Source organism: Vibrio sp. 1-1(7) (assembly GCF_013048485.1).
Taxonomy (GTDB): domain Bacteria; phylum Pseudomonadota; class Gammaproteobacteria; order Enterobacterales; family Vibrionaceae; genus Vibrio; species Vibrio fujianensis.
Map to the genome: position 1 here is coordinate 47887 of NZ_VHSP01000005.1, position 21314 is coordinate 69200.

Below are 21314 nucleotides of genomic sequence, written 5' to 3' on the forward strand. Positions count from 1 at the left end.
ACAAAGAAGGGAGGCCAAGCCTCCCTTTCTGTGCGTTTGAGTCAATAATGACAAACCATTGACAGATTCTTGATATGACTGATTAGCCAAAAACAGCTCGGATAGTATAGAAGAAGATCACCGCAAGTAGTGCGCCAGCGGGTAACGTTACTATCCATGAGGCGACAATATTGCGAACGACACCTAAATTTAGTGCCGCAATACCGCGAGCAAATCCAACGCCTAACACCGCGCCGACTAAGGTTTGGGTGGTTGAAATAGGCAAGCCGGTTCCGGATGCGAGCACCACGGTTGAGGCGGTTGCTAGCTGAGCGGCGAAGCCGCGGCTAGGCGTCAGTTCGGTAATTCCTGTCCCTACCGTCGCCATGACCTTATGCCCTAATGTCGCAAGGCCAACGACAATCCCGATGCCCCCTAGGGGTAAAATCCACCAAGCAATGGCACTTTGCCCAGTTACTTGGCCAAGATGTTCAACGGTTGAGACGACAGCGGCCAAAGGACCGATGGCATTAGCCACATCATTGGAGCCATGAGCAAAGGCCATGGCACAGGCGGTAATTACCATTAATACAGAGAAAATACGTTCTACGCTGGAAAAACCAGGATTCTCTTCGGTATTTGAAAAGCGTTTGTAGATATATATATAACCTAACAACATAATGAAGGCAGAAAAAGCGATCGAGCAGAGCCAAGCTTCAGTGCTGGTTAGGTGCAATCCAATATGCTTTAACCCTTTTTTGATGGTTACCAAAGCGATCACCATGGTGGTAATAAACATATAGATTGGCACAAATCGTTTGGCATTGAGCAGCGGCGTTTCTGTATCAAAAATAAGCCGCTGGGCACTGACAAAAATGGCGTAGGCTAGCAATCCAGAGATAAACGGAGTAATGATCCAACTTCCGACGATGCCTTGTACTGAGCTCCAATCGACCGCATCAGTGCCGACAGAGACAGAGGCAAAACCGATGATAGCACCGATGATTGAGTGCGTTGTGGAAACCGGCCACCCCATGTAAGAGGCCAGCAATAACCATGTTCCCGCAGCCAGTAAAGAAGACATCATGCCATAGACAAGCAGTTCGGGTTGGTCAGCAAAGAGTGCCGGTTCAATGACACCTTTACGAATAGTGTCGGTAACTTCACCTCCCGCCAGGTAAGCACCAGCAAATTCGAAAATCATCGCAATGATGATGGCTTGTTTTACAGTCAGGGCTTTTGAGCCCACAGATGTGCCCATTGCATTGGCAACATCATTTGCCCCAATACCAATGGCCATCAATAAACCGAAGATCGCTGCAACAAGAATCAGGACTGTGCCGTAGTTCGCAAGGATATCCATCGTAATACCTAGTTGTTGATAACAAGCGGAGTAAAATCGTAGTACTTTTTCGGCACGAAAAATCCCATCAGCGAGAACAATAATCAACGCCTAAACTGTGATGGTACGATTAATACTCTTAGTTATTTGGTTAACTTTATGATTTAAGAGCGCGACAGCATGACTTCAAGCCGAGCACCAACGCGCTGAGCTTGATCGGCAATACCGCCTACCCATTCAAAAATTTTGTATAAGAATACGACATCAATCGGATTCATTTTCGACTCTATCGCCATTAATTGTTGGCGGAGTCGAATTTGCATCGTATCGGTGTCATCCTCGATCACATCCAGTTGATTGATCATTTCAGCCACCAGCGTGACTTCACGACCTTTAAATCCAGTTTCTAATAACTCATCGAGTTCATTGATCACTTTCTGCGCTTGCTTGGCTGCGTCAAGACAGCGGCTAACGTAAGCGATGAAGTTTTCTTGGAGAGGTTCAGGGATAATAAGCTGACGACCATAAACACGACCCGCAATATCTTTGGCAAGATTGGCCAGTTTATCTTGTTGAGTGAGAAGCTCAAGCATGTCAGTACGATCAACCGGCATAAACAGCCCTCGAGGGAGTTTGAGACGGATTTCACGTTTCAACACGTCAGCTTCTTTCTCTAGATGAGAAATTTGTGCGCGTATCTCTTCTGCTTTTTCCCAATCACCTTGAGCACAAACTTCAAAGAAGTTGATCAAGTGAGAGCAGCATTCATTGACACACACAACGTGTCGTTGCAAAGGTTTAATTGGGGACTTTGCAAATAACCCCATAATGGTATTTACTGGCATGGTCATTCAACCTAATAGCTATAACCTAAAAAGAACAGATGCCATATTATGGCGAAATGTTGAGCGTTGGCTATAAAGGCGCGCATGTTAACCCATTAATTGACGTATTAAAACTGTTTTAGATCATCAATTGGTCGATATTTCTCTCTTGCCCCGTCGCCTTTTAGGCAATATCCTGTGGCTATCTGCTGCGAAAGGTATAAGTATGGAAACCGAAATAGAACTGAAGTTTTTTGTTTCTCCAGATTTTTCAGAGGTTTTACGTAGTAAAATTTCTGAAACCAAAGTACTTCAGCACAGTTGTCGAGAGTTAGGAAATACCTATTTTGATTCTGCCGATAACTGGTTACGTCAACATGATATTGGGCTACGCATTCGTCGTTTTGATGAAGTATATGTGCAAACAGTCAAAACGGCGGGGCGAGTCGTCGCAGGGCTACATCAACGGCCTGAATATAATGCAGAGCATAGCAGTAACGAGCCTGACCTCTCTCTTCATCCTGTGGATATTTGGCCAGAAGGACGCGAACTGGCTGAGTTACAAACCCAGTTATTACCTTTATTTGCGACTAACTTCACTCGTGAGCAGTGGCTCGTGGGTATGGCCGATGGTAGCCAGATTGAAGTCGCATTTGATCAAGGTGTGGTGCAAGCTGGAGTAAATCAAGCGCCAATTTGTGAAGTAGAACTTGAGCTAAAATCTGGTCAAACGGATGCATTGTTTGTCTTAGCGCGTCACTTAAGTGATCAAGGTGGCATGCGTTTGGGTAACTTGAGTAAAGCGGCGCGTGGTTATCGTTTAGCTGCCGATTATTCTGGTGATGAGGTTCAGCCGTTGAGCTTAGTCAATACTCAAAGTGATGATAGTGTTGAGTCTTGCTTTATCCGTTCTTTGGAGCATGCGTTGTCACATTGGCACTATCACGAACAAATTTATATTGAGCAAGATTCTATAGCAGCGCTGCATGAAATTAGTCATGCGATTAGCTTTATTCGTCAGCTATTGACGGTTTATGGTGGAATCGTTCCTCGTCGTGCCAGTGCGATTTTGCGTCAAGAACTAAAATGGCTTGAAGGTGAATTAGCCTGGTTAAAGCATTACGATTATTTGGATGACTTACTGAAAGATAAAGGCTACGCGCTGCGTAAGTTAGAAGCGCGAAAATTTTTAGTTACGGAACTCAAGCAGCGCCAAGAAGAACTACCACAACGGGATGAGTCTCTTAAATTACTTCATTCTGCTCGTTATACAGGCTTATTACTGGATCTTAGTCGCTGGATTTTAACCCGGGGATGGCAACCATTTTTGGATGAAAAAGCTCGCGAGCGAATGGCAAGAAATATTCGTGGTTTTTCTATAAAGCAGCTTGAGCGAGCGTGGGCTGAGCTTATGGACGTCTTTCCTCCCGAGCAAACATTATCCAGCCAAGAATATATTGATCAACAATACCGCTTGATGCGTACTCTCTATACGGGGATCGGTTTTGCTCGCTTATATGATGCGGAAAAACGACTCGCATTTCGCATGCCATGGGCTGATTTGTTGCATGGTATTGATGATCTTTTAACATTAAAAACCTTAGCCACCTTACTTGATACACTGGAAGCGGAAGAGCAAGAACAAGTGAATCGTTGGTTGATTCGTCAAGAACATTCGATCCTTCATGCGATGGAGCAAACGCGAATGATTGGGGTTGAAATTCCGCCTTATTGGCGCGATTAAGCTAGCGTGATTAAGTCACTTAACACATAAAAGGGATGCGCAATTGCATCCCTTTTATGTTTTAGCCTTCAGCATTGGCGCGATTTATCGGTATCAAATATCGACTTAGATCACAATCAGTGGTGTTGAATGGACAAGTTGCTTGAGTATTTCCATACTCAGTCGATAGGGAAGAAAGTGATCAACGATAATTTTGTGTCTATTTTTAGCTTATATTTGCCATTGGCTGATAATCCGTTTGAGATCACAAATTAGGTTATCGATCCTTGAATTAGCGATATTCCACTCATTGATACGAGTGGGTTTTTGGTACTATGGGTTTCATACGGTGCTCGAAATAATTCGTGTTTTCGAGAGAATATTTGGTAAAAAACATTAAAAATAGATAATTGAACTGAGTGGAGAACAGACAATGGCGAGGATAGCGTTTAAACCGTGGGAACGGGTTATCACAGATGTACGTCTGATACCCAAGATGGTCATGCTGATGATCTTCAGCACCTTACTGGTTATTGCTAAACAGTTATGGGATGCCAGCTTGTTCTATGATTCCCTATTGGCTGCAACCCAAAATATTGAGGTGGCTCAACAACATTATGATGCATACCTCGTTCAGGTCGTGTGGCAAACGGGGCTAATGATTGTTGTGTTTGTGGCGCTACTTTTGTTTGCCGCTCGGGTGATGCTGCGCCAGACTCAATTTTTGAATGAATCTATCAAACAAATGGCTCAGCGAGATTTATCTGAGCCCATTGTGATGGAATGTAAAGATGAATACGGTGATGTCGCTCGAGAGCTTGAGATTACTCGACATCAATTACAAGAATTGATCAAAATGCAGATCAGCACATCTCAAGAACTCACGGCTTTGACGGAAGTGATGACCATCAGCATGTCTGAAACCAAAGAGTCAGCGCAAGAAGAGTTTAACGAGATTGATCAGCTCGCAACCGCAATGAGTGAGATGTCTTCTACAGTCCAAACCGTTGCGGAACATGCGCAAAATGCTTCGTCATTAACAGAAAATACCTCTCAACAAGCTAAAACTGGCCAGCAGTTTGTACAAAGAACCATCAGTAAGATTGATCAACTCTCTAAAGATATCGCAGCATCTGCAGCTGCTGTGAATCAAGTCGAAGAACGTGTGATCGCGATTGGTAGCGTAGTAGGAACCATTCAAAGTATTTCAGAGCAAACCAACTTATTAGCATTAAACGCAGCGATTGAAGCCGCTCGCGCTGGTGAAGCCGGGCGTGGTTTTGCTGTCGTTGCTGATGAAGTCCGTAATCTGGCACAGCGTACTCAATCTGCGACAGTTGAAATTCAAGAAATGATTTCTCAGCTGCAAAGTAGTGCAAACTCGGCGGTTGATTTAATGGAAAAAAGTGTCGTAGAAGCGGCAGATGGGGTCGAGCTGGTTACCAATGCTGGCAGTGAGTTAGATGGTATCGTGGTGCAAGTCCAACAAATCAATGATATGAATTTCCAAATTGCTACTGCGGCTGAACAACAAAGTAGTGTTGCTGATGAAATGAATCAAAACTTAACCAATGTGCGAGAGTTGGTCGAAGCTTCGGTTACCGTGGTCAGTGAACTATTGGAAACGTCTGAAATTATGCAAAATAATGCAGAAGAGTTGGATAATAAAATTACTGTGTTTAAGGTATAACGCGAATTTTTCCGGCTCAGTAACACGCCCACATAATGAAAGTGGGCGTTTTTATTTTTATTTGTCTGAGCTAAAGTGTTCACCTTGGGTTTTCTCAGTAAGCAGACAAGGATGAAGCATGTCACTCCCTCAATCATTAGAGACGCAGGCTGAACGATATTATCAGCAACTTGTTACCCAGCATGTCGTTATTGCTAGCTGGCCTCAGGCATTACTTAGCCAGTTACACACGTTACTCGGTTTAAGCCCTTTTATTGCTGAAACGTTATTGCGTGACGAGGTTTTATGTCAGGAGCTTCCCTTGTTGCTGCGAGAAAAACAGCGTACATCACTCTATCGTCCACAATTAAATCGATTACTTGCATCCTGTGAGAATGAAACTGAGGGGCAACACATTTTGCGTCAGTTTCGTAACCGAGAAATGGTTTATATTGCTTGGCGTGACTTCCTCTCAGATTGGCCGTTGGAAGAGAGCTTGAATCATTTGTCTGAGTTGGCCGAAGCAATTGTGTTTGAAACCTATCAATGGCAATACGCACAGTGCTGTCAAGAATGGGGAACGCCTTGTAACGCAGAGGGGCAAGCGCAGCCGATGTTAATCATTGGGATGGGAAAATTAGGCGGCGGCGAGTTAAATTTCTCCTCTGATATTGATTTAATTTTTACTTATCCGGAAAACGGTCACACTCAAGGTGTACGTCGTTCGATTGATAATGCCCAATTTTTTACTCGCTTAGGCCAGCGGATCATTAAAATGCTCGATCAGCAAACACCAGATGGTTTTTGTTATCGAGTCGATATGCGTTTGCGTCCCTTCGGTGAAAGTGGTCCTTTGGTGATGAGTTATGCCGCTCTTGAGGATTATTACCAGGAGCAAGGCCGTGATTGGGAGCGCTATGCCATGATCAAAGCTCGAGTGATGGGCAGTGAAATGTATCAATGCTATCAAGAGCTACGTCAAATGCTACGTCCTTTTGTGTTTCGTCGTTATATCGACTTTAGCGCTATTCAGTCCTTACGCCGGATGAAAGCGATGATTCGTAGTGAAGTCCGTCGGCGAGGGTTGAGTAATAATATCAAGTTAGGGGCAGGCGGCATTCGAGAAATTGAGTTTATCGCCCAAGTTTTCCAATTGATCCGCGGCGGACGAGAACCCAGCTTGCGTCACCGAGGCTTGCTCGAAACGCTGCAAGCGATTGGAGAATTAGAATTACTGTCTGTCGATCAAATCGAGCAGTTGATGGCGGCTTACCGCTTTTTACGTCGATTAGAAAACTTACTGCAAGCGATAGAGGATAAACAAACGCAAACGCTACCCGATAAAACCGATGATCAATGGCGGCTAATTTACGCCATGGGTTATGATTCGTGGTCATCACTGCTTGAGCGCATACAGTTTGAGATGGCACAGGTTCATCAAATCTTTATTGCACTTATCGGTGAAGAAGATGAAGATGATCTCCTGATTGCTCCCTATTTTCATGAACTTTGGGATATGGCTCATAAGCCAGAAGTCATCCTCCATATCCTTGAGCATGATTTAAAATTACTTGAGCCTGAAACGGCGGCGAACACCTGTATTCACTTTAAGCAGGATTTGGCTAAAAAAACCATTGGCCCACGAGGTCGAGATGTTTTAAACCGTTTGATGCCCAAAATTTATCAGGTGATTTTTTCTCATCCAGAAGCTCAGTTTGGTCTAGCCAGAGTGCTCTCTTTACTTAATCGTATTGCCACACGAACCACTTATTTGGAACTGTTGGATGAATATCCCGCTGCGCTAAACCAGTTGGTGCGTTTATGTACCGCGAGCCCGATGATTTCAGAGCAACTAGCGCGTTATCCTATTTTGTTAGATGAGTTGATTGATCCGCAGCAGCTTTATCATCCCATCGCCTTAGACCGTTATAAAATAGAGTTGCGTGATTTCTTAGCTCGAATCCCTGAAGAGGATATGGAGCAACAAATGGAAGCGCTACGTCAGTTTAAGCAAATTTGTATTTTAAAAATTGCTGCAGCAGATATTGCCGGTGTGCTGCCAGTGATGAAGGTCAGTGATCATCTAACTTATTTAGCCGAAGCGATTGTGGAAGCGGTCATTCATCAAGCATGGTTACAAGTCAGCGTTAAGTATGGCGAGCCGAATCACCTTGCCGAGCGCGACGGCAAAGGTTTTGCCGTGATTGGTTACGGTAAGGTTGGAGGCTGGGAGTTAGGCTACAACTCCGATTTAGATATTGTCTTTGTGCATGATTGTCCGATCTCTTCAGTCACTGATGGCGAAAAACCGATTGATGGTCGGCAGTTTTATCTCCGTCTTGCCCAGCGGGTGATCCACTTGTTCTCAACACGTACTGCTTCTGGCATTTTATATGAAGTGGACACTCGATTACGTCCCTCGGGGGCATCCGGCTTATTAGTTTCTCCTTTAGATGCTTTTGCGCTTTACCAACAAGAAGAAGCATGGACTTGGGAGCATCAAGCTTTAGTTCGGGCGAGGATGATTTATGGTGACGCTCCTTTACAGCACCACTTTAGCGACATTAGGCATACCATTTTATCGCTACCGCGAGATCAAGCTACGTTGCAAAAGCAAGTGATTGAAATGCGTCAAAAAATGCGTCAACACTTAGGCAGTAAAAAAGTCGGGCGTTTTATGCTAAAGCACGATGAAGGTGGCATTGCTGATATTGAGTTTTTAGCGCAATACTGGGTGTTGTTGTACAGCCATCAATATCCTAAGTTAACTCGTTGGTCTGACAATGTGCGCATCTTTGAGTCACTGATTCAGCTTGGTGTACTCGATGAATCATCCGCAAATGCATTAACTCATGCATATACTTGTATGCGCGATCAAATCCATCATCGCAACTTACTTAATTTAGATGCCGATGTCGATGAAGCAAAATTAATTGCTGAGCGGGAAGTCGTGAAGCTAATTTGGCATAACTGGCTAGGGGCTGTTGACCTTTCGAATAAAATGTAACTGCAAAAGGTTAACAGACGCTAAGGTGAAATCTTTAGCGGCTCAAAGGCTTGTGCTACACTGCGCGGCGAGATTAATAGTGGAGATTCCATAATGAAACCGATCCTACCTGACTACAACAAAGCAGGCGTTTTGATCATCGGTGATGTCATGCTTGATCGTTACTGGCATGGTCCAACTGGACGTATTTCGCCAGAAGCTCCTGTTCCCGTTGTGAAAGTCGAGCATCATGAAGAGCGTCCAGGTGGGGCGGCGAACGTGGCCATGAATATCGCCTCTTTGGGGGGGCAGGCAACCATTATCGGCTTAACCGGTATGGATGAACCGGCACAAGTCTTAACCGAAAAACTCACTTCATTGAATGTACAGTGTGATTTTATCGCATTAACCAATTATCCCACGATCACCAAGTTGCGAGTATTAAGCCGTGGCCAACAGTTAATTCGTTTAGATTTTGAAGAAAAATTTGCGCAATACGATGCTGAGCTAGTTTTATCTCGGATGACCGATGCCTTGCCCCATGTGAATGCTGTGATTTTATCTGACTATGCGAAAGGGGCCTTAGAGCATGTTCAAGCATTGATTCAACAAGCTCGTGCGGCGAACCTACCCGTTTTTATTGATCCCAAAGGCGCTGATTTTGAACGCTATCGTGGAGCCAGCTTATTGACTCCTAACATGGCTGAGTTTGAACAGGTCGTCGGCAAAGTAAAATCGGAACAAGATCTGGTTGAGAAAGGCTTAGCCCTGATCGAACAATTTGATTTTGAGGCCTTGCTGATCACTCGAAGTGAACATGGCATGACATTATTACGTCGTGGTATGGAACCGTTTCATTTGCCGACACAAGCCAAAGAAGTGTTTGATGTGACAGGCGCTGGTGATACGGTGATTTCGGTATTAGCCGCCTCGGTAGCTGCTGGAAAGTCGTTAGATGATGCGTGTGCGTTAGCGAATGCTGCTGCCGGAGTGGTCGTCGGTAAACTCGGCACATCAACGGTTTCGACGATAGAGTTGGCAGAAGCCATTCATGGCAGCAAAGAATCTGATTTTGGGATCATCAGTGAACACGCCTTGATTGAAGCGGTCAAAAAAGCCAAAGCTCGTGGTGAGAAAGTGGTGATGACCAATGGTTGCTTTGATATTTTACATGCTGGACATGTTTCTTATCTCAATCACGCCGCCGAGCTAGGTGATCGACTGATTGTTGCTGTGAATAGCGATGAATCCGTGAAGCGCTTAAAAGGCCCAGGACGCCCAGTTAACCCGACCGATCGACGTATGGCGGTACTTGCTGGATTAGGTGCGGTTGATTGGGTGGTACCGTTTTCAGAAGATACGCCACAACGTCTAATTGCTGAAGTGTTACCGAGCTTATTAGTCAAAGGTGGTGATTATAAACCTGAAGATATCGCTGGTGGTGCGGAAGTGATCGCGGCTGGTGGTGAGGTGAAAGTACTCAACTTTGAAGAGGGTTGCTCAACCACAGAAATTATTCAGGCCATCCGCGGTGGAAAAGGTTAATGTTTTTATTTCTGCTTTGCTAACAAGTGTCATACTCGATCCTCTGAGTTTGCCGATAACCTTGGTTGTCGAGTTGAATATTTGTCACGATAAAAAAGGGCTCAGATGAGCCCTTTACCATTTTGATTCCGTTATGGTGCTATTTTTTTGCCGTTTTTAATCCTGAATTAATATCCAAAATATCTTGCTCGTTCAATGCGCCAATCGCTTGGCGAAGCTGCAGTACATTAAGAATATAATCATAACGAGCAGAAGATAAATTACGGTTCGCATCATAGAGACGACGAGTGGCATCCAACACATCGACAATCGTACGCGTGCCTACTTCAAAGCCAGCTTCAGTCGCTTCTAAAGCAGAGCGAGCGGAAATAACCGTCTGTTCATAAGCGCGTAGAGCACCAATCGAGGCATTAATATTATTGTTGTAAGCGCGAACACTCTTCACCACCGTCCGAAACGAAGCTTCTAAGTCTTGGCTCGCGGCGACATAGGTGTATTGTGCTTGTTTGGTTTGCGATGTGACATTACCACCCGTATAGAGTGGCACGCTCAAATTGACCCCAATGGCAACATCGTTGTAGTCGTGACCGCTATAATTATATGAACCACTATTACTATTGGATTCGCGAGCATAATTGTACCCGCCATCTAAGGTGAGAGAAGGTAAGTGGCCAGAGTTGGCTAACGCGATATTATCTTTGGCGATGTCTTGTGCAATGCGGGAAGAAAGCAAAGATAAGTTTTGTTGTTGTGCCCGTTCAATGAGCGCTTCAACAGACTCAGTACTACGGCTTGCTGAGAAACGATCCGTATCTAGGATATTTAAATTTGCGTACTCTTGTCCTGTAATTTCACGTAACGACTCATAGCTATTAATTAATGTATTTTCAGCTAATACTTCTTGCGCTAAAACACCGTCATATTGTGCTTGGGCATCGTGTACGTCGGTAATGGCAGATAACCCAACTTCAAAACGTTGTTTGGTCTGTTCTAGTTGACGCGCGACCGCCGCTTTTTCTGCTCGGACAAACTCTAGGTTGTCTTGTGCGCTGAGCACTTCAAAGTAGGCTTGAGCCACTCTCAAAATTAAATTCTGCTGAATGACGGCATATTCGGCATCGGCTTGGCGGGCTTGTTTTTCTGCGGTATCTAACGTGATCCAGCTTGAGCGATTATATAGTGATTGTGAAAATTTGATTCCAGCACTGAGACGATCGCTTTCGCGAGCGTCTTCATCACTACGAGTTAGGTTGTAACCAGCCGTTAAATTAATTTGTGGTAAAAGAGAACTACGACTGGAAGTGACAGCTTCAAAGGCAGCATCACGACGAGCGGCTGCGCTCAGTAGCTGAGGATCATTTTCTTTTGCTTGGTCATAAATTTGTGCAAGATCGTCTGCCCAGACGCTGGTGCTGGCGAGGGTTGCACTTACGAGTAAAGGAAGCAGTTTTTTCATCGGTCCTATTCCTGCCTGTATATGAAATGAGTTACTTTGACAGAGTGTAACTCAAATTGTTGGTATTTCGTGCGAAAGTTTGCACTTTTTTACACTTAATTGTCCACTTGTGCAATATAATTATTTGCTCAACCGAGGGATAAAAAGAAGAAATTAGCCCGAAAAGCGAGGGAGCTTGCTGTTTTTTATTAGTTCAGCATCATAACTTAACTATAAATACAAATTTTGTATAAAAAGTTGAGCCATGTCGTTGGCAGAGGCAAAAGTTCCTGAGTAAACTATAAGATTGCGCACAAGGAGTTCGAATGCAACCGACAGATCGATTGAAAAGCCCGTTTAGCAGCGGTGATATTGATATCGTCTCAAAACAGACACTATTTCAAGGCTTCTTCCGCATGGTGAAGTACCGCTTCAGACATCGTCTATTTCAAGGCGGATGGAGTGAGTTGATTGAGCGTGAAATGTTTGAGCGAGGGCATGCTGCCGCGTTATTACCTTATGATCCTTTACGCGATGAAGTGGTGATCATCGAACAAATACGGGTTGGTGCACTAGAAGATGCACAGCCTTGGCAGCTAGAGATCGTCGCGGGCATTATTGAACCGGGTGAGCTGCCTGAGGACGTCGTTCGTCGAGAGGCACAAGAAGAAGCTGGTTTGAAGGTTGACCGGCTAGAAAAAATCACCGCGTATTACCCTTCTTCAGGAGGATGTTCTGAAAAACTTGATGTCTATGTGGGTGAGGTCGATAGCACACAAGCATCTGGTGTACATGGTTTGGCTGAGGAAGGTGAAGATATTAATCTTCATGTTATGAAACGATCGGATGCTTATCAATTGGTTAAAGCAGGGCGCATTGAGAACGGTGCCTCTATTATTGCTTTACAGTGGTTAGAATTAAACCACCAGCAGTTGCAACTGCAATGGCGGAGTCGCGTTTAGTATGTCGCTACTCATGGCCATCAAGCCGTATCATGTCAATCTCGCTGAATTGATGCGAACTTATGAAACGAATTATGCCAAGCTGAACGCTTTGATCCCTCATCAGCCGAAGGTAGGAGATGTGCGTTGTTATCAAGCTGCTCACTTAATCTACCAACTTCAGGTGCTAGAGGTCACAAAGTACACAACTTTGGTGGAGATTTGTCAAAGCGATGATACTTCGATATTTCCATTGCCTACAATGTCTGTCAGGCTATATCACGATGCTCGGGTTGCTGAAGTTTGTGCGTGTCAATCGCTTGCTCGAATCGATGCTCGCTATGATTATCCAAACGACAAAATGGTACAAAAAGATGAGAAAGCCCAAGTGAATCGTTTTTTAGGTGATTGGCTAACATTTTGTTTAAAAAGAGGGATGAGTCGAACTCCCATGAATATCAACCATTAACAGCATTAGGTTTATCGCTTTGAACGTGTCGCCCAGTTTATCCCCATCAGATCATATTAAACTTGTCCAAATTACGGATACGCATCTGTTTGCGCCTGATGATGGCTGTTTACTTAGTGTTAATACCGCAGACAGCTTCCGTGCCATTGTTCAAGCCATTATTGAGCAACAAATTCATTTTGATGCCATTCTTGCTACGGGTGATATTTCACAAGATCACAGCGCTGAATCTTACCAGCGTTTTGCCGCAGGAATTCGTGATTTGCAAAAGTCATGCTTCTGGTTGCCAGGTAATCATGATTATAAACCGAACATGGGGAGTGTTATGCCATCGGCGCAGATTCAGGCATTAGAACATGTTTTGTTGGGCAAACATTGGCAAATGGTGCTGTTAGACTCTCAAGTGGTTGGGGTTCCACATGGTCGTCTTAGTGACTATCAACTCGGTTTATTGGATGAAAAGCTTACCCAATATCCCGATCGGTTTACACTGGTATTACTCCACCATCATCCTTTATTGGTTGGTAGTGCTTGGCTGGATCAGCACACACTCAAAGACAGCGATGCATTTTGGCATGTGGTTGGTCAGCATCGGAATGTTCGAGCGGTATTGTGCGGTCATGTCCATCAAGCCATGGATTGCGAATATCAAGGCGTGAAAGTCATGGCAACCCCTTCCACTTGTGTGCAATTTAAACCTAACTCTGATGATTTTGCACTTGATCTTTGTTCGCCGGGTTGGCGAGAGTTAGAACTTCATCATGATGGAGAAGTCTCGACTCAAGTGAAACGATTAAGAAAAGGAGCGTTTGTGCCTGATTTTACCTCGAGTGGGTACTAATTGTATGCCTGTACATGTAGTTCCTCCTTTATTACTTTATATTCATGGCTTTAACAGTTCCCCTCAATCACATAAGGCACAGGTGATGCTGCGCTATTGTGCTGAGCATCGACCAGATATAAAAGTCGTCGTGCCCAAATTACCCCCTTTCCCGCAACAGGCAGCCGATTTACTGTTACAGATGGTTGCGGCATACCAAAAGCAATATCGTATTGGTTTGGTGGGGAGTTCGTTAGGTGGCTATCTGGCAACCTGGTTGAATGCTCAATTTTCTTGCCCGGCGGTGCTGGTAAACCCTGCGGTTAGGCCTTACGAATTACTGGCCGATTTTCTTGGCGAACAACAAAATCCATACACTGGTGAGCGCTATGTGCTGGATCATTCGCACATTAAAGAGCTAAAAGCGCTGGATATTCCAGTGATTCACAATCTCGATCAATTTTGGTTACTACAACAAATGGGTGATGAAGTGTTAGACTATCGCCAAGCGGTAGCCAAATATCAGCACGCTCGACAAACGGTGGAGCCAAACGGTAATCATAGTTTTGTCGATTTTGAACGTTATCCTCAGCAAATTATTCAATTCTTAAATCTTTGAGGATGTCATTGAGGGAAGAGTCATAAATTTATCCCTTGCTAACGGATGTCACTTGACATCTCAAGGGCTCTTCCTGAGTATGTTTCTCTTGTTCTTTCTTCGCTTATGGCTCTATATCATTGGGTGTTGTGCATTTTTAGTGACAATTTTCTTGTAGATAGAGCATAAACGAATAGTAAAGTAACCCTAATTATTTTTCGATAAAAGCATTCCGTATGATGACTGAACAATATAATGCTGGAGCCATTGAAGTTTTAAATGGCTTAGAACCAGTACGTCGCCGACCTGGGATGTATACGGATACCACGCGCCCTAACCACTTAGGGCAAGAAGTTATCGACAACAGTGTCGATGAAGCGTTAGCCGGATACGCTACTAAGGTTCAGGTGATTCTTCATGCCGATCAATCACTAGAAGTTATTGATGATGGGCGTGGTATGCCAGTAGACATTCACCCAGAAGAGAACGTCTCTGGGGTGGAACTGATCTTATGTAAATTACATGCCGGTGGTAAGTTTTCTAATAAAAACTATCAATTTTCTGGTGGGTTACATGGGGTAGGGATTTCGGTGGTGAACGCCTTATCCAAACGCATTGAAGTCACCGTTCGCCGTGATGGGCAGATCTATGAGATTGCCTTTGAACATGGCGACAAAGTTTCTGACCTTACGGTCACCGGTACTTGTGGGCGGCGAAATCGAGGAACATCGGTACATTTTTGGCCTGAAGCGCGTTACTTTGATTCTGCTAACTTCTCCGTTTCACGTTTAATCAATAATTTACGAGCTAAAGCGGTTTTATGCCCAGGGTTAGAAGTCACTTTTACCGATAAGGTGAATGATAACGAGTACCGCTGGCTTTATGAAGATGGTTTAAAAGACTATTTAGCGGAAGGGGTTAAAGGTTATACCTTACTGCCAGAAGAACCGTTTACTGGCGAGTTAAAAACAGACATTGAAGCGGCAAACTGGGCGGTTATTTGGCTTCCTGAAGGGGGCGATTTAATTACCGAAAGTTATGTTAACTTGATCCCAACCCCGCAGGGCGGTACGCACGTTAACGGATTACGCCAAGGTTTGCTGGATGCGATGCGTGAATTTTGTGAGTTTCGTAATTTGCTACCGCGTGGGGTCAAATTAACCGGTGAAGATGTTTTTGATCGTTGTGCTTATGTGTTATCGATCAAAATGCAAGACCCTCAATTTGCCGGACAAACGAAAGAGCGGCTCTCTTCTCGTCAAACCTCCTCGTTTGTCGCTAGCGTGGTAAAAGATGCGTTTAGTTTGTGGCTCAATGAAAAGCCTCAACTCGCTGAATTATTAGCAGAAACATGTATTGCCAATGCGCATCGTCGTATGCGAGCCAGTAAAAAAGTGGTTCGTAAAAAAGTCGCCTCGGGCCCAGCGTTACCGGGTAAATTAACCGATTGTTCTCAGCAAGATCTTAGCCGTACTGAACTTTTCTTAGTCGAAGGGGATTCTGCAGGCGGAAGTGCCAAACAAGCACGTAACCGAGAATTCCAAGCCATTATGCCTTTGCGCGGTAAGATCTTAAATACATGGGAAGTGTCTGCTGATCAAGTATTGGCTTCACAAGAAGTACATGATATTTCAGTTGCTTTGGGGATTGATCCTGATAGTGATGATCTTGATTCACTGCGCTATGGCAAAGTTTGCATCTTAGCCGATGCAGACTCCGATGGGCTACACATTGCCACACTGCTTTGTGCTTTATTTACGCGTCATTTCCGCGCTTTAGTTCGAGCTGGTCATGTCTATGTCGCCATGCCGCCACTTTATCGGATCGATTGTGGTAAAGAAGTGCATTATGCCTTGGACGACGGTGAAAAAGACGCCATTCTTGAGCGCTTAAGCCAGAAAAAAGCCAAGATCAACGTCCAGCGATTCAAAGGGCTAGGCGAAATGAACCCGTTGCAATTACGGGAAACCACCATGGATCCAAACACTCGTCGTTTGGTGCAATTAACCATTGATGATGATAAAGAAACCGATGAAATGATGGATATGTTGCTGGGGAAAAAGCGTGCTGATGACCGTCGAAATTGGCTTCAGCGTTATGGTGATATGGCTGATATAGCAGAGGTGCAATAAATGTCGACAGAAATTAATTTTGACGGCGTCGAGCAACTAGCACTGCGTAAGTTTACCGAAGACGCTTATTTAAATTACTCCATGTATGTCATCATGGACCGCGCCTTGCCCTACATTGGGGATGGGCTAAAACCGGTTCAACGACGTATTATTTATGCAATGTCTGAGCTTGGGCTTTCCGCATCTGCCAAATACAAGAAATCGGCGCGTACGGTTGGTGATGTATTAGGTAAATATCACCCGCATGGTGATTCCGCCTGCTATGAAGCAATGGTGCTGATGGCCCAGCCCTTTTCCTATCGTTATCCGCTGGTGGACGGCCAAGGTAACTGGGGGGCTCCGGATGATCCTAAATCTTTCGCGGCTATGCGTTATACCGAAGCGAAGTTATCAAAATTTGCTGAAATCTTACTCGGTGAATTAGGGCAAGGAACCGTTGAGTGGCAAGCAAACTTTGACGGCACGATGAAAGAGCCGAAAATGTTGCCCGCACGTTTGCCGCACATCTTACTCAATGGCGTGACTGGGATTGCGGTGGGCATGGCTACCGACATCCCACCACATAACGTGCGGGAAGTGGTCGCGGCAACGATCCATTTAATTGAGCATCCGAATGCCGCTTTACCCGACTTGATGCAGTACATCAAAGGGCCTGATTTTCCTACTGAAGCGGAAATCATCACCCCGCAGGTTGAGCTAGAGAAAATGTACAAAACCGGACGTGGCAGTGTAAAAATGCGTGCGGTATGGCATAAAGAAGGCTCCGACATTGTTATTTCCGCCTTACCCCACCAAGTGTCAGGTGCAAAATTATTGGAACAGATTGCCAACCAGATGCGGGCGAAAAAACTGCCGATGGTGGAAGATTTGCGCGACGAGTCGGATCATGAAAATCCCACGCGTATCGTGATTGTACCGCGTTCCAATCGGGTGGATTGTGATACCTTGATGAACCACTTATTTGCTTCGACGGATCTTGAAAAAAGTTATCGAGTTAACCTGAATATGATCGGCCTCGATAACCGACCTCAAGTGAAAGGATTAACCCAAATTCTTTCTGAGTGGGTTGAGTATCGTCGTACGACGGTGCGTTCTCGTTTGCAGTTTCGTCTGGATAAGGTCTTAGCTCGCTTACATATTTTACAAGGTTTATTAATCGCTTATCTCAATATTGATGAAGTGATTGACATTATTCGCCAAGAAGATGAACCCAAACCGGTGTTAATGCAACGTTTTGGAATTAGCGATATTCAAGCGGATGCAATTCTTGATACCAAGTTGCGTCACTTAGCTAAATTAGAAGAAGTGAAAATCCGTGCGGAACAAGAGCAACTAGAGAAAGAGCGCAAGCAGTTAGAAGAACTGCTGGGTTCTGAACGCCGCTTAAATACCTTACTGAAAAAAGAACTCAAAGCGGATGCCGAGAAATATGGCGATGATCGCCGTTCACCTATTGTGGAGCGAGCGGAAGCGAAAGCATTAACCGAACGTGATTTAATGCCGAGCGAGGCGATTACGGTTGTTTTGTCTGAAAAAGGCTGGATCCGCCATGCTAAGGGGCATGATGTCGATTGCCAGAGTTTGAGTTATAAGGCAGGAGATAACTACTTAGCCCATGCTTGCGGTAAAAGTAACCTGCCTGTAGTGCTGCTCGGTAGCGATGGGCGCAGTTACTCGCTTGAGTCTCATACTTTGCCATCTGCTCGAGGGCAAGGTGAACCGATTACCGGACGGCTTAACATCACCGAAGGCAGTTCCATTCGCCAAGCGATCATGGGCGAAGAGGAGCAATTATGGTTGGTCGGTTCTGATGCTGGGTATGGTTTTGTCTGTAAAGGAGCTGATTTACTGTCGAAAAATCGCAGTGGTAAAGCCTTAGTCAATTTACCGGAAAATGCAGAAATTTTAGCACCGCAAGCGGTGAACGATTTGGATCATGACGAGATCTTAGCGATCACCAACCAAGGACGAATGCTGCTCTTCCCGATTAAAGATCTACCGCAATTGAGTAAAGGTAAAGGGAATAAGATCATCAATATTCCAAGTGCCAAAGCGAAGGCTCGAGAAGAGGTGGTTTCTCACTTAATGGTATTGCCGCCAGGTGTTTCTATTACGTTATATGCGGGAAAACGTAAGTTAGGTTTGAAATCGGCCGATCTGGATAACTTCCGAGGTGAACGTGGTCGTCGGGGAAGTTTACTTCCACGAGGTTTACAACGGGTCACCAGTATCGATATTGAAGCGGATCCAAGCCAAGCGTCGAGTGAAGAATAAATCCGTAGCAACAAATAATAAAGCCCCATTTTGGGGCTTTATTATTATAAACAGGAATGAGCTAATGATGCTCTTCTGACCAGCCATCGCTGTCCGACATATCAGGGGCACCGGGAATGGCATTTTCTTCATTGGCCCAAGTGCCAAAATCGATCATTTGGCACTTTTTACTGCAAAATGGACGGTAAGGACTCTGCTCTCCCCATTCTACCGACGCTCCGCATTGCGGGCATGTTACCACGGTCAGTTTTTTTGACATGGGTCCTCTCCTCTTGATCAAAATAACATTTTGCTTGTTTAAGAATATTTTGCTTGATTAACAACAGATTGCAAGCTCAAAAGGCACATTTTGGCTACTCGCTTGGCCGGAGTGAAAATCGATAAATTTAATCGCAAAACGATTTTTATGGCCAGAGATCATCGGATAGACGCCATAGGCTAACGGAATAGACAAACGAAGAATATTCGCGCCTTCAGCATCACTTTGATAAAAGCCGGATTGGGCAGTATGCGCTTTAAATTGACCGGTTTCTCGGGTTAATTTAAGCCATAATTTCAGGGCATCGGCCAGTGGTTGAAGGGCTAAAATCCACTGTTGGGCGTCTTGATTTTTTTGTTCAGCCGTCAAGTGAAGCCAGTAATGTAAGGCCGGGAGGTCGAAGCAGCAAGAGCCACCGGGTAAGTTAAATCGCTGTCGAATAGTGCTGAGAAAACGGTCTTCTTTCAACGATTGGCCAAAGCGTTCGCCCGCCATTAAATTACGGTGTACTTTATCGATGTCGGCTAATAAAGCGGTGAGCATATCTTGATCCACAGCCTCAATACCTTGCCACTGGCGGTAGGCGAGACGTTGTTTTTCAATGTCTTTGGCTAATTCACTTTTCAGTTGCATTTGATCGAAAATATCGAGTAGATCAAAAAGAGCGCGAAACAGTAATTGATGTTGGAGTTGGTCAGCTAATTGACAGGCTTGCTCCATTTGATTGAGCAACGCTTCTACCCGCAAATATATGCGAGTTTTTTCATTGAGCGGATGTTCAAACTTATGTGTGATCATGAAACTAGCCTTGGTGTATTTAGAACTATTCTGACTGATTTGTACTGCTTATGGCCAGATACTTTTGGTGCAATTTCGTGATTTGTGGCAAAAGTTTCTGGTTTTGTGCACTATTTTTAATCACATCATCAGCAAAAGCGAGTCGTTCAGCCCGGCTTGCCTGAGCGGATAATATGGCGAGTACTTGTTCCTTACTTACTTTATCTCTCGCCTGTGTTCGTTTAATTTGAGTTTGTTCATCGACATCGACCACTAAAATTCGATCCACCATCGACTGTAACTGGTTTTCTATCAGCAGCGGAACGACCAATAATGCATAAGGGGAGGTTACTTTTTGTAGTGCCTCACGCATTCTTCGATTAATCAGTGGATGTAATCGTTGATCGAGCCACTTTTTCTCTGCGGGTATGGCGAAAATTTGCTCGCGTAAAGCGGCACGGTTTAAGCTTCCGTCCTGGTGTAAGATACTTGGGCCAAAATGCTCGATAATTGCAGCAAGGCCTTGGCTTCCTGGAGCGACAACCTCGCGAGCAATGATGTCGGCATCAACGATATCAATTGAGAAATGGGTTTGAAATAAGTTAGCAACGGTGGTTTTCCCGCTCGCAATGCCTCCGGTTAGGCCGACGATCAAAGGCATAGCGGTTACCCTATTAATGAGTGTAAATACCAAGTAATCAATTGATTACCCCACAACATGGCGAACCATCCGGCCATAGCCAGGTAAGGGCCAAAAGGAAAGGCTTTATCTATTCCTCGTTTTTGCAGGCGTAATTGAACAATACCAAAGATAAGGCCAACAAACGAGGAGAGCAGGATAATCAGCGGGAGCAATTGCCAGCCAAACCATGCCCCTAGCGCAGCGAACAGTTTGAAATCGCCGTAGCCCATACCGTCTTTGCCGGTTAACCCTTTAAAGAGCCAGTAGATAGACCAGAGCGAGAGATAACCTAGCATCGCGCCAAGCACCGCATCGGTCAGTGACAAGGGGCTAATACCAAGTAACGCTAAGCCGATCCCGCTCCACATCAAGGGTAATGTCAGTTGATCAGGCAGGAGCATGCAATCAAAATCAATAAAGGTAGCGGCGATTAGTACATAGGTAAAAAAGAGCAGTGCAAGGCTATAACCACTAAAACCAAAGTGGATAGCAACGACGAAACTACTTAGTGCGGAGAGCAGTTCAACGAAAGGATAGCGAGGGCTGATCGGTGCTTGGCAGTGTGCGCATTTTCCTTTGAGTCGCAACCAACTCAGTAGTGGAATGTTATCGCGAATTCTCAGCTGGGTTTGACAGTGAGGGCAAGTGGAGCGAGGTGTGCTCAGTGTCAATGTGCCTTCTGGCGGTGTAATGCCATATTCAGGAAAAGCGTCGGCACACTCTTTCCGCCATTCCCTATCCATTATTTGGGGTAAGCGATAGATCACCACATTAAGAAAACTGCCGATGATTAAACCAAACAGTGTGGCGAAGATTGGAAATAACCAAGGGTAAAAATAAAAAATATCCATTTAAGAGG

17 protein-coding genes are annotated in these 21314 nt (G+C 44.8%); 10 read left to right on the forward strand and 7 right to left on the reverse strand.

The features are described 5' to 3' along the window. Positions 1-82: 82 nt before the first annotated feature. Positions 83-1342, reverse strand: a complete 1260-nt coding sequence (locus FKN05_RS14220) for an inorganic phosphate transporter (protein ID WP_161428503.1) — start codon at positions 1340-1342, stop codon at positions 83-85. A 143-nt stretch (positions 1343-1485) separates the two neighbouring features. Further along, a complete protein-coding gene (locus FKN05_RS14225) occupies positions 1486-2166 on the reverse strand; it encodes a TIGR00153 family protein (RefSeq protein ID WP_161428504.1) in 681 nt (226 codons plus the stop codon). Positions 2167-2371: 205 nt separating this feature from the next. On the opposite strand from FKN05_RS14225, the gene FKN05_RS14230 reads away from it, so the two are divergent. The 4 genes from FKN05_RS14230 (at position 2372) to hldE (ending at position 10068) form a co-directional block, all read left to right on the forward strand. After that, positions 2372-3889 (forward strand): CYTH and CHAD domain-containing protein, encoded by a 1518-nt coding sequence (locus FKN05_RS14230; RefSeq protein WP_170887797.1) that lies wholly within the window; start codon positions 2372-2374, stop codon positions 3887-3889. Between the two features lie 412 nt (positions 3890-4301). After that, entirely contained in the window at positions 4302-5558 is a 1257-nt protein-coding gene (locus FKN05_RS14235; RefSeq protein ID WP_099610566.1) for a methyl-accepting chemotaxis protein, read from the forward strand. A gap of 118 nt (positions 5559-5676) precedes the next feature. Next, the gene (gene glnE / locus FKN05_RS14240; RefSeq protein WP_170887798.1) at positions 5677-8544 is read left to right on the forward strand and encodes a bifunctional [glutamate--ammonia ligase]-adenylyl-L-tyrosine phosphorylase/[glutamate--ammonia-ligase] adenylyltransferase; all 2868 of its coding nucleotides are present in this window, start codon (positions 5677-5679) and stop codon (positions 8542-8544) included. A gap of 93 nt (positions 8545-8637) precedes the next feature. Then, positions 8638-10068, forward strand: a complete 1431-nt coding sequence (gene hldE / locus FKN05_RS14245) for a bifunctional D-glycero-beta-D-manno-heptose-7-phosphate kinase/D-glycero-beta-D-manno-heptose 1-phosphate adenylyltransferase HldE (protein WP_099610568.1) — start codon at positions 8638-8640, stop codon at positions 10066-10068. Positions 10069-10207: 139 nt separating this feature from the next. On the opposite strand, the gene tolC is transcribed toward hldE, so the two are convergent. Next, positions 10208-11524, reverse strand: a complete 1317-nt coding sequence (gene tolC / locus FKN05_RS14250) for an outer membrane channel protein TolC (protein ID WP_161428507.1) — start codon at positions 11522-11524, stop codon at positions 10208-10210. Between the two features lie 305 nt (positions 11525-11829). Here tolC and nudF point away from each other — a divergent pair, with 305 nt between their 5' ends. From nudF to parC, 6 genes are all read left to right on the forward strand, one after another. Continuing rightward, positions 11830-12465: an ADP-ribose diphosphatase gene (nudF, locus tag FKN05_RS14255; protein ID WP_170887799.1), complete on the forward strand. Its 636-nt coding sequence runs from the start codon at positions 11830-11832 to the stop codon at positions 12463-12465. Position 12466: 1 nt separating this feature from the next. Then, positions 12467-12913: a DUF1249 family protein gene (locus tag FKN05_RS14260; protein ID WP_099610571.1), complete on the forward strand. Its 447-nt coding sequence runs from the start codon at positions 12467-12469 to the stop codon at positions 12911-12913. Between the two features lie 19 nt (positions 12914-12932). After that, a complete protein-coding gene (gene cpdA, locus FKN05_RS14265) occupies positions 12933-13754 on the forward strand; it encodes a 3',5'-cyclic-AMP phosphodiesterase (protein WP_170887800.1) in 822 nt (273 codons plus the stop codon). A 4-nt stretch (positions 13755-13758) separates the two neighbouring features. Next, on the forward strand, positions 13759-14352 hold the full coding sequence (yqiA, locus tag FKN05_RS14270; protein WP_170887801.1) for an esterase YqiA: 594 nt from the start codon (positions 13759-13761) through the stop codon (positions 14350-14352). A 218-nt stretch (positions 14353-14570) separates the two neighbouring features. Next, the gene (parE, locus tag FKN05_RS14275; protein WP_099610685.1) at positions 14571-16463 is read left to right on the forward strand and encodes a DNA topoisomerase IV subunit B; all 1893 of its coding nucleotides are present in this window, start codon (positions 14571-14573) and stop codon (positions 16461-16463) included. Next, the gene (gene parC, locus FKN05_RS14280) at positions 16464-18737 is read left to right on the forward strand and encodes a DNA topoisomerase IV subunit A (RefSeq protein ID WP_170887802.1); all 2274 of its coding nucleotides are present in this window, start codon (positions 16464-16466) and stop codon (positions 18735-18737) included. Between the two features lie 61 nt (positions 18738-18798). On the opposite strand, the gene yacG is transcribed toward parC, so the two are convergent. From yacG to FKN05_RS14300, 4 genes are read right to left on the reverse strand one after another with little or no spacing between them, the layout of a single operon-like run. Then, the gene (gene yacG / locus FKN05_RS14285) at positions 18799-18996 is read right to left on the reverse strand and encodes a DNA gyrase inhibitor YacG (RefSeq protein ID WP_161427160.1); all 198 of its coding nucleotides are present in this window, start codon (positions 18994-18996) and stop codon (positions 18799-18801) included. Between the two features lie 57 nt (positions 18997-19053). Further along, positions 19054-19794 (reverse strand): cell division protein ZapD, encoded by a 741-nt coding sequence (gene zapD, locus FKN05_RS14290; protein ID WP_099610575.1) that lies wholly within the window; start codon positions 19792-19794, stop codon positions 19054-19056. Between the two features lie 25 nt (positions 19795-19819). Further along, on the reverse strand, positions 19820-20434 hold the full coding sequence (gene coaE / locus FKN05_RS14295; RefSeq protein WP_170887803.1) for a dephospho-CoA kinase: 615 nt from the start codon (positions 20432-20434) through the stop codon (positions 19820-19822). A 5-nt stretch (positions 20435-20439) separates the two neighbouring features. Continuing rightward, a complete protein-coding gene (locus FKN05_RS14300) occupies positions 20440-21306 on the reverse strand; it encodes a prepilin peptidase (RefSeq protein ID WP_099610576.1) in 867 nt (288 codons plus the stop codon). Positions 21307-21314: the final 8 nt, after the last annotated feature.

What these genes read in the sequence shown, in the direction of transcription:
- FKN05_RS14235 (WP_099610566.1), top strand. Translation starts at nt 4,302, where the DNA reads ATGGCGAGGATAGCGTTTAAACCGTGGGAACGGGTTATCACAGATGTA.
- FKN05_RS14230 (WP_170887797.1), top strand. Translation starts at nt 2,372, where the DNA reads ATGGAAACCGAAATAGAACTGAAGTTTTTTGTTTCTCCAGATTTTTCA.
- tolC (WP_161428507.1), bottom strand. Translation starts at nt 11,524, where the DNA reads ATGAAAAAACTGCTTCCTTTACTCGTAAGTGCAACCCTCGCCAGCACC.
- FKN05_RS14225 (WP_161428504.1), bottom strand. Translation starts at nt 2,166, where the DNA reads ATGCCAGTAAATACCATTATGGGGTTATTTGCAAAGTCCCCAATTAAA.
- hldE (WP_099610568.1), top strand. Translation starts at nt 8,638, where the DNA reads ATGAAACCGATCCTACCTGACTACAACAAAGCAGGCGTTTTGATCATC.
- parE (WP_099610685.1), top strand. Translation starts at nt 14,571, where the DNA reads ATGACTGAACAATATAATGCTGGAGCCATTGAAGTTTTAAATGGCTTA.
- parC (WP_170887802.1), top strand. Translation starts at nt 16,464, where the DNA reads ATGTCGACAGAAATTAATTTTGACGGCGTCGAGCAACTAGCACTGCGT.
- coaE (WP_170887803.1), bottom strand. Translation starts at nt 20,434, where the DNA reads ATGCCTTTGATCGTCGGCCTAACCGGAGGCATTGCGAGCGGGAAAACC.
- nudF (WP_170887799.1), top strand. Translation starts at nt 11,830, where the DNA reads ATGCAACCGACAGATCGATTGAAAAGCCCGTTTAGCAGCGGTGATATT.
- yacG (WP_161427160.1), bottom strand. Translation starts at nt 18,996, where the DNA reads ATGTCAAAAAAACTGACCGTGGTAACATGCCCGCAATGCGGAGCGTCG.
- FKN05_RS14300 (WP_099610576.1), bottom strand. Translation starts at nt 21,306, where the DNA reads ATGGATATTTTTTATTTTTACCCTTGGTTATTTCCAATCTTCGCCACA.
- FKN05_RS14260 (WP_099610571.1), top strand. Translation starts at nt 12,467, where the DNA reads ATGTCGCTACTCATGGCCATCAAGCCGTATCATGTCAATCTCGCTGAA.
- FKN05_RS14220 (WP_161428503.1), bottom strand. Translation starts at nt 1,342, where the DNA reads ATGGATATCCTTGCGAACTACGGCACAGTCCTGATTCTTGTTGCAGCG.
- zapD (WP_099610575.1), bottom strand. Translation starts at nt 19,794, where the DNA reads ATGATCACACATAAGTTTGAACATCCGCTCAATGAAAAAACTCGCATA.
- yqiA (WP_170887801.1), top strand. Translation starts at nt 13,759, where the DNA reads ATGCCTGTACATGTAGTTCCTCCTTTATTACTTTATATTCATGGCTTT.
- glnE (WP_170887798.1), top strand. Translation starts at nt 5,677, where the DNA reads ATGTCACTCCCTCAATCATTAGAGACGCAGGCTGAACGATATTATCAG.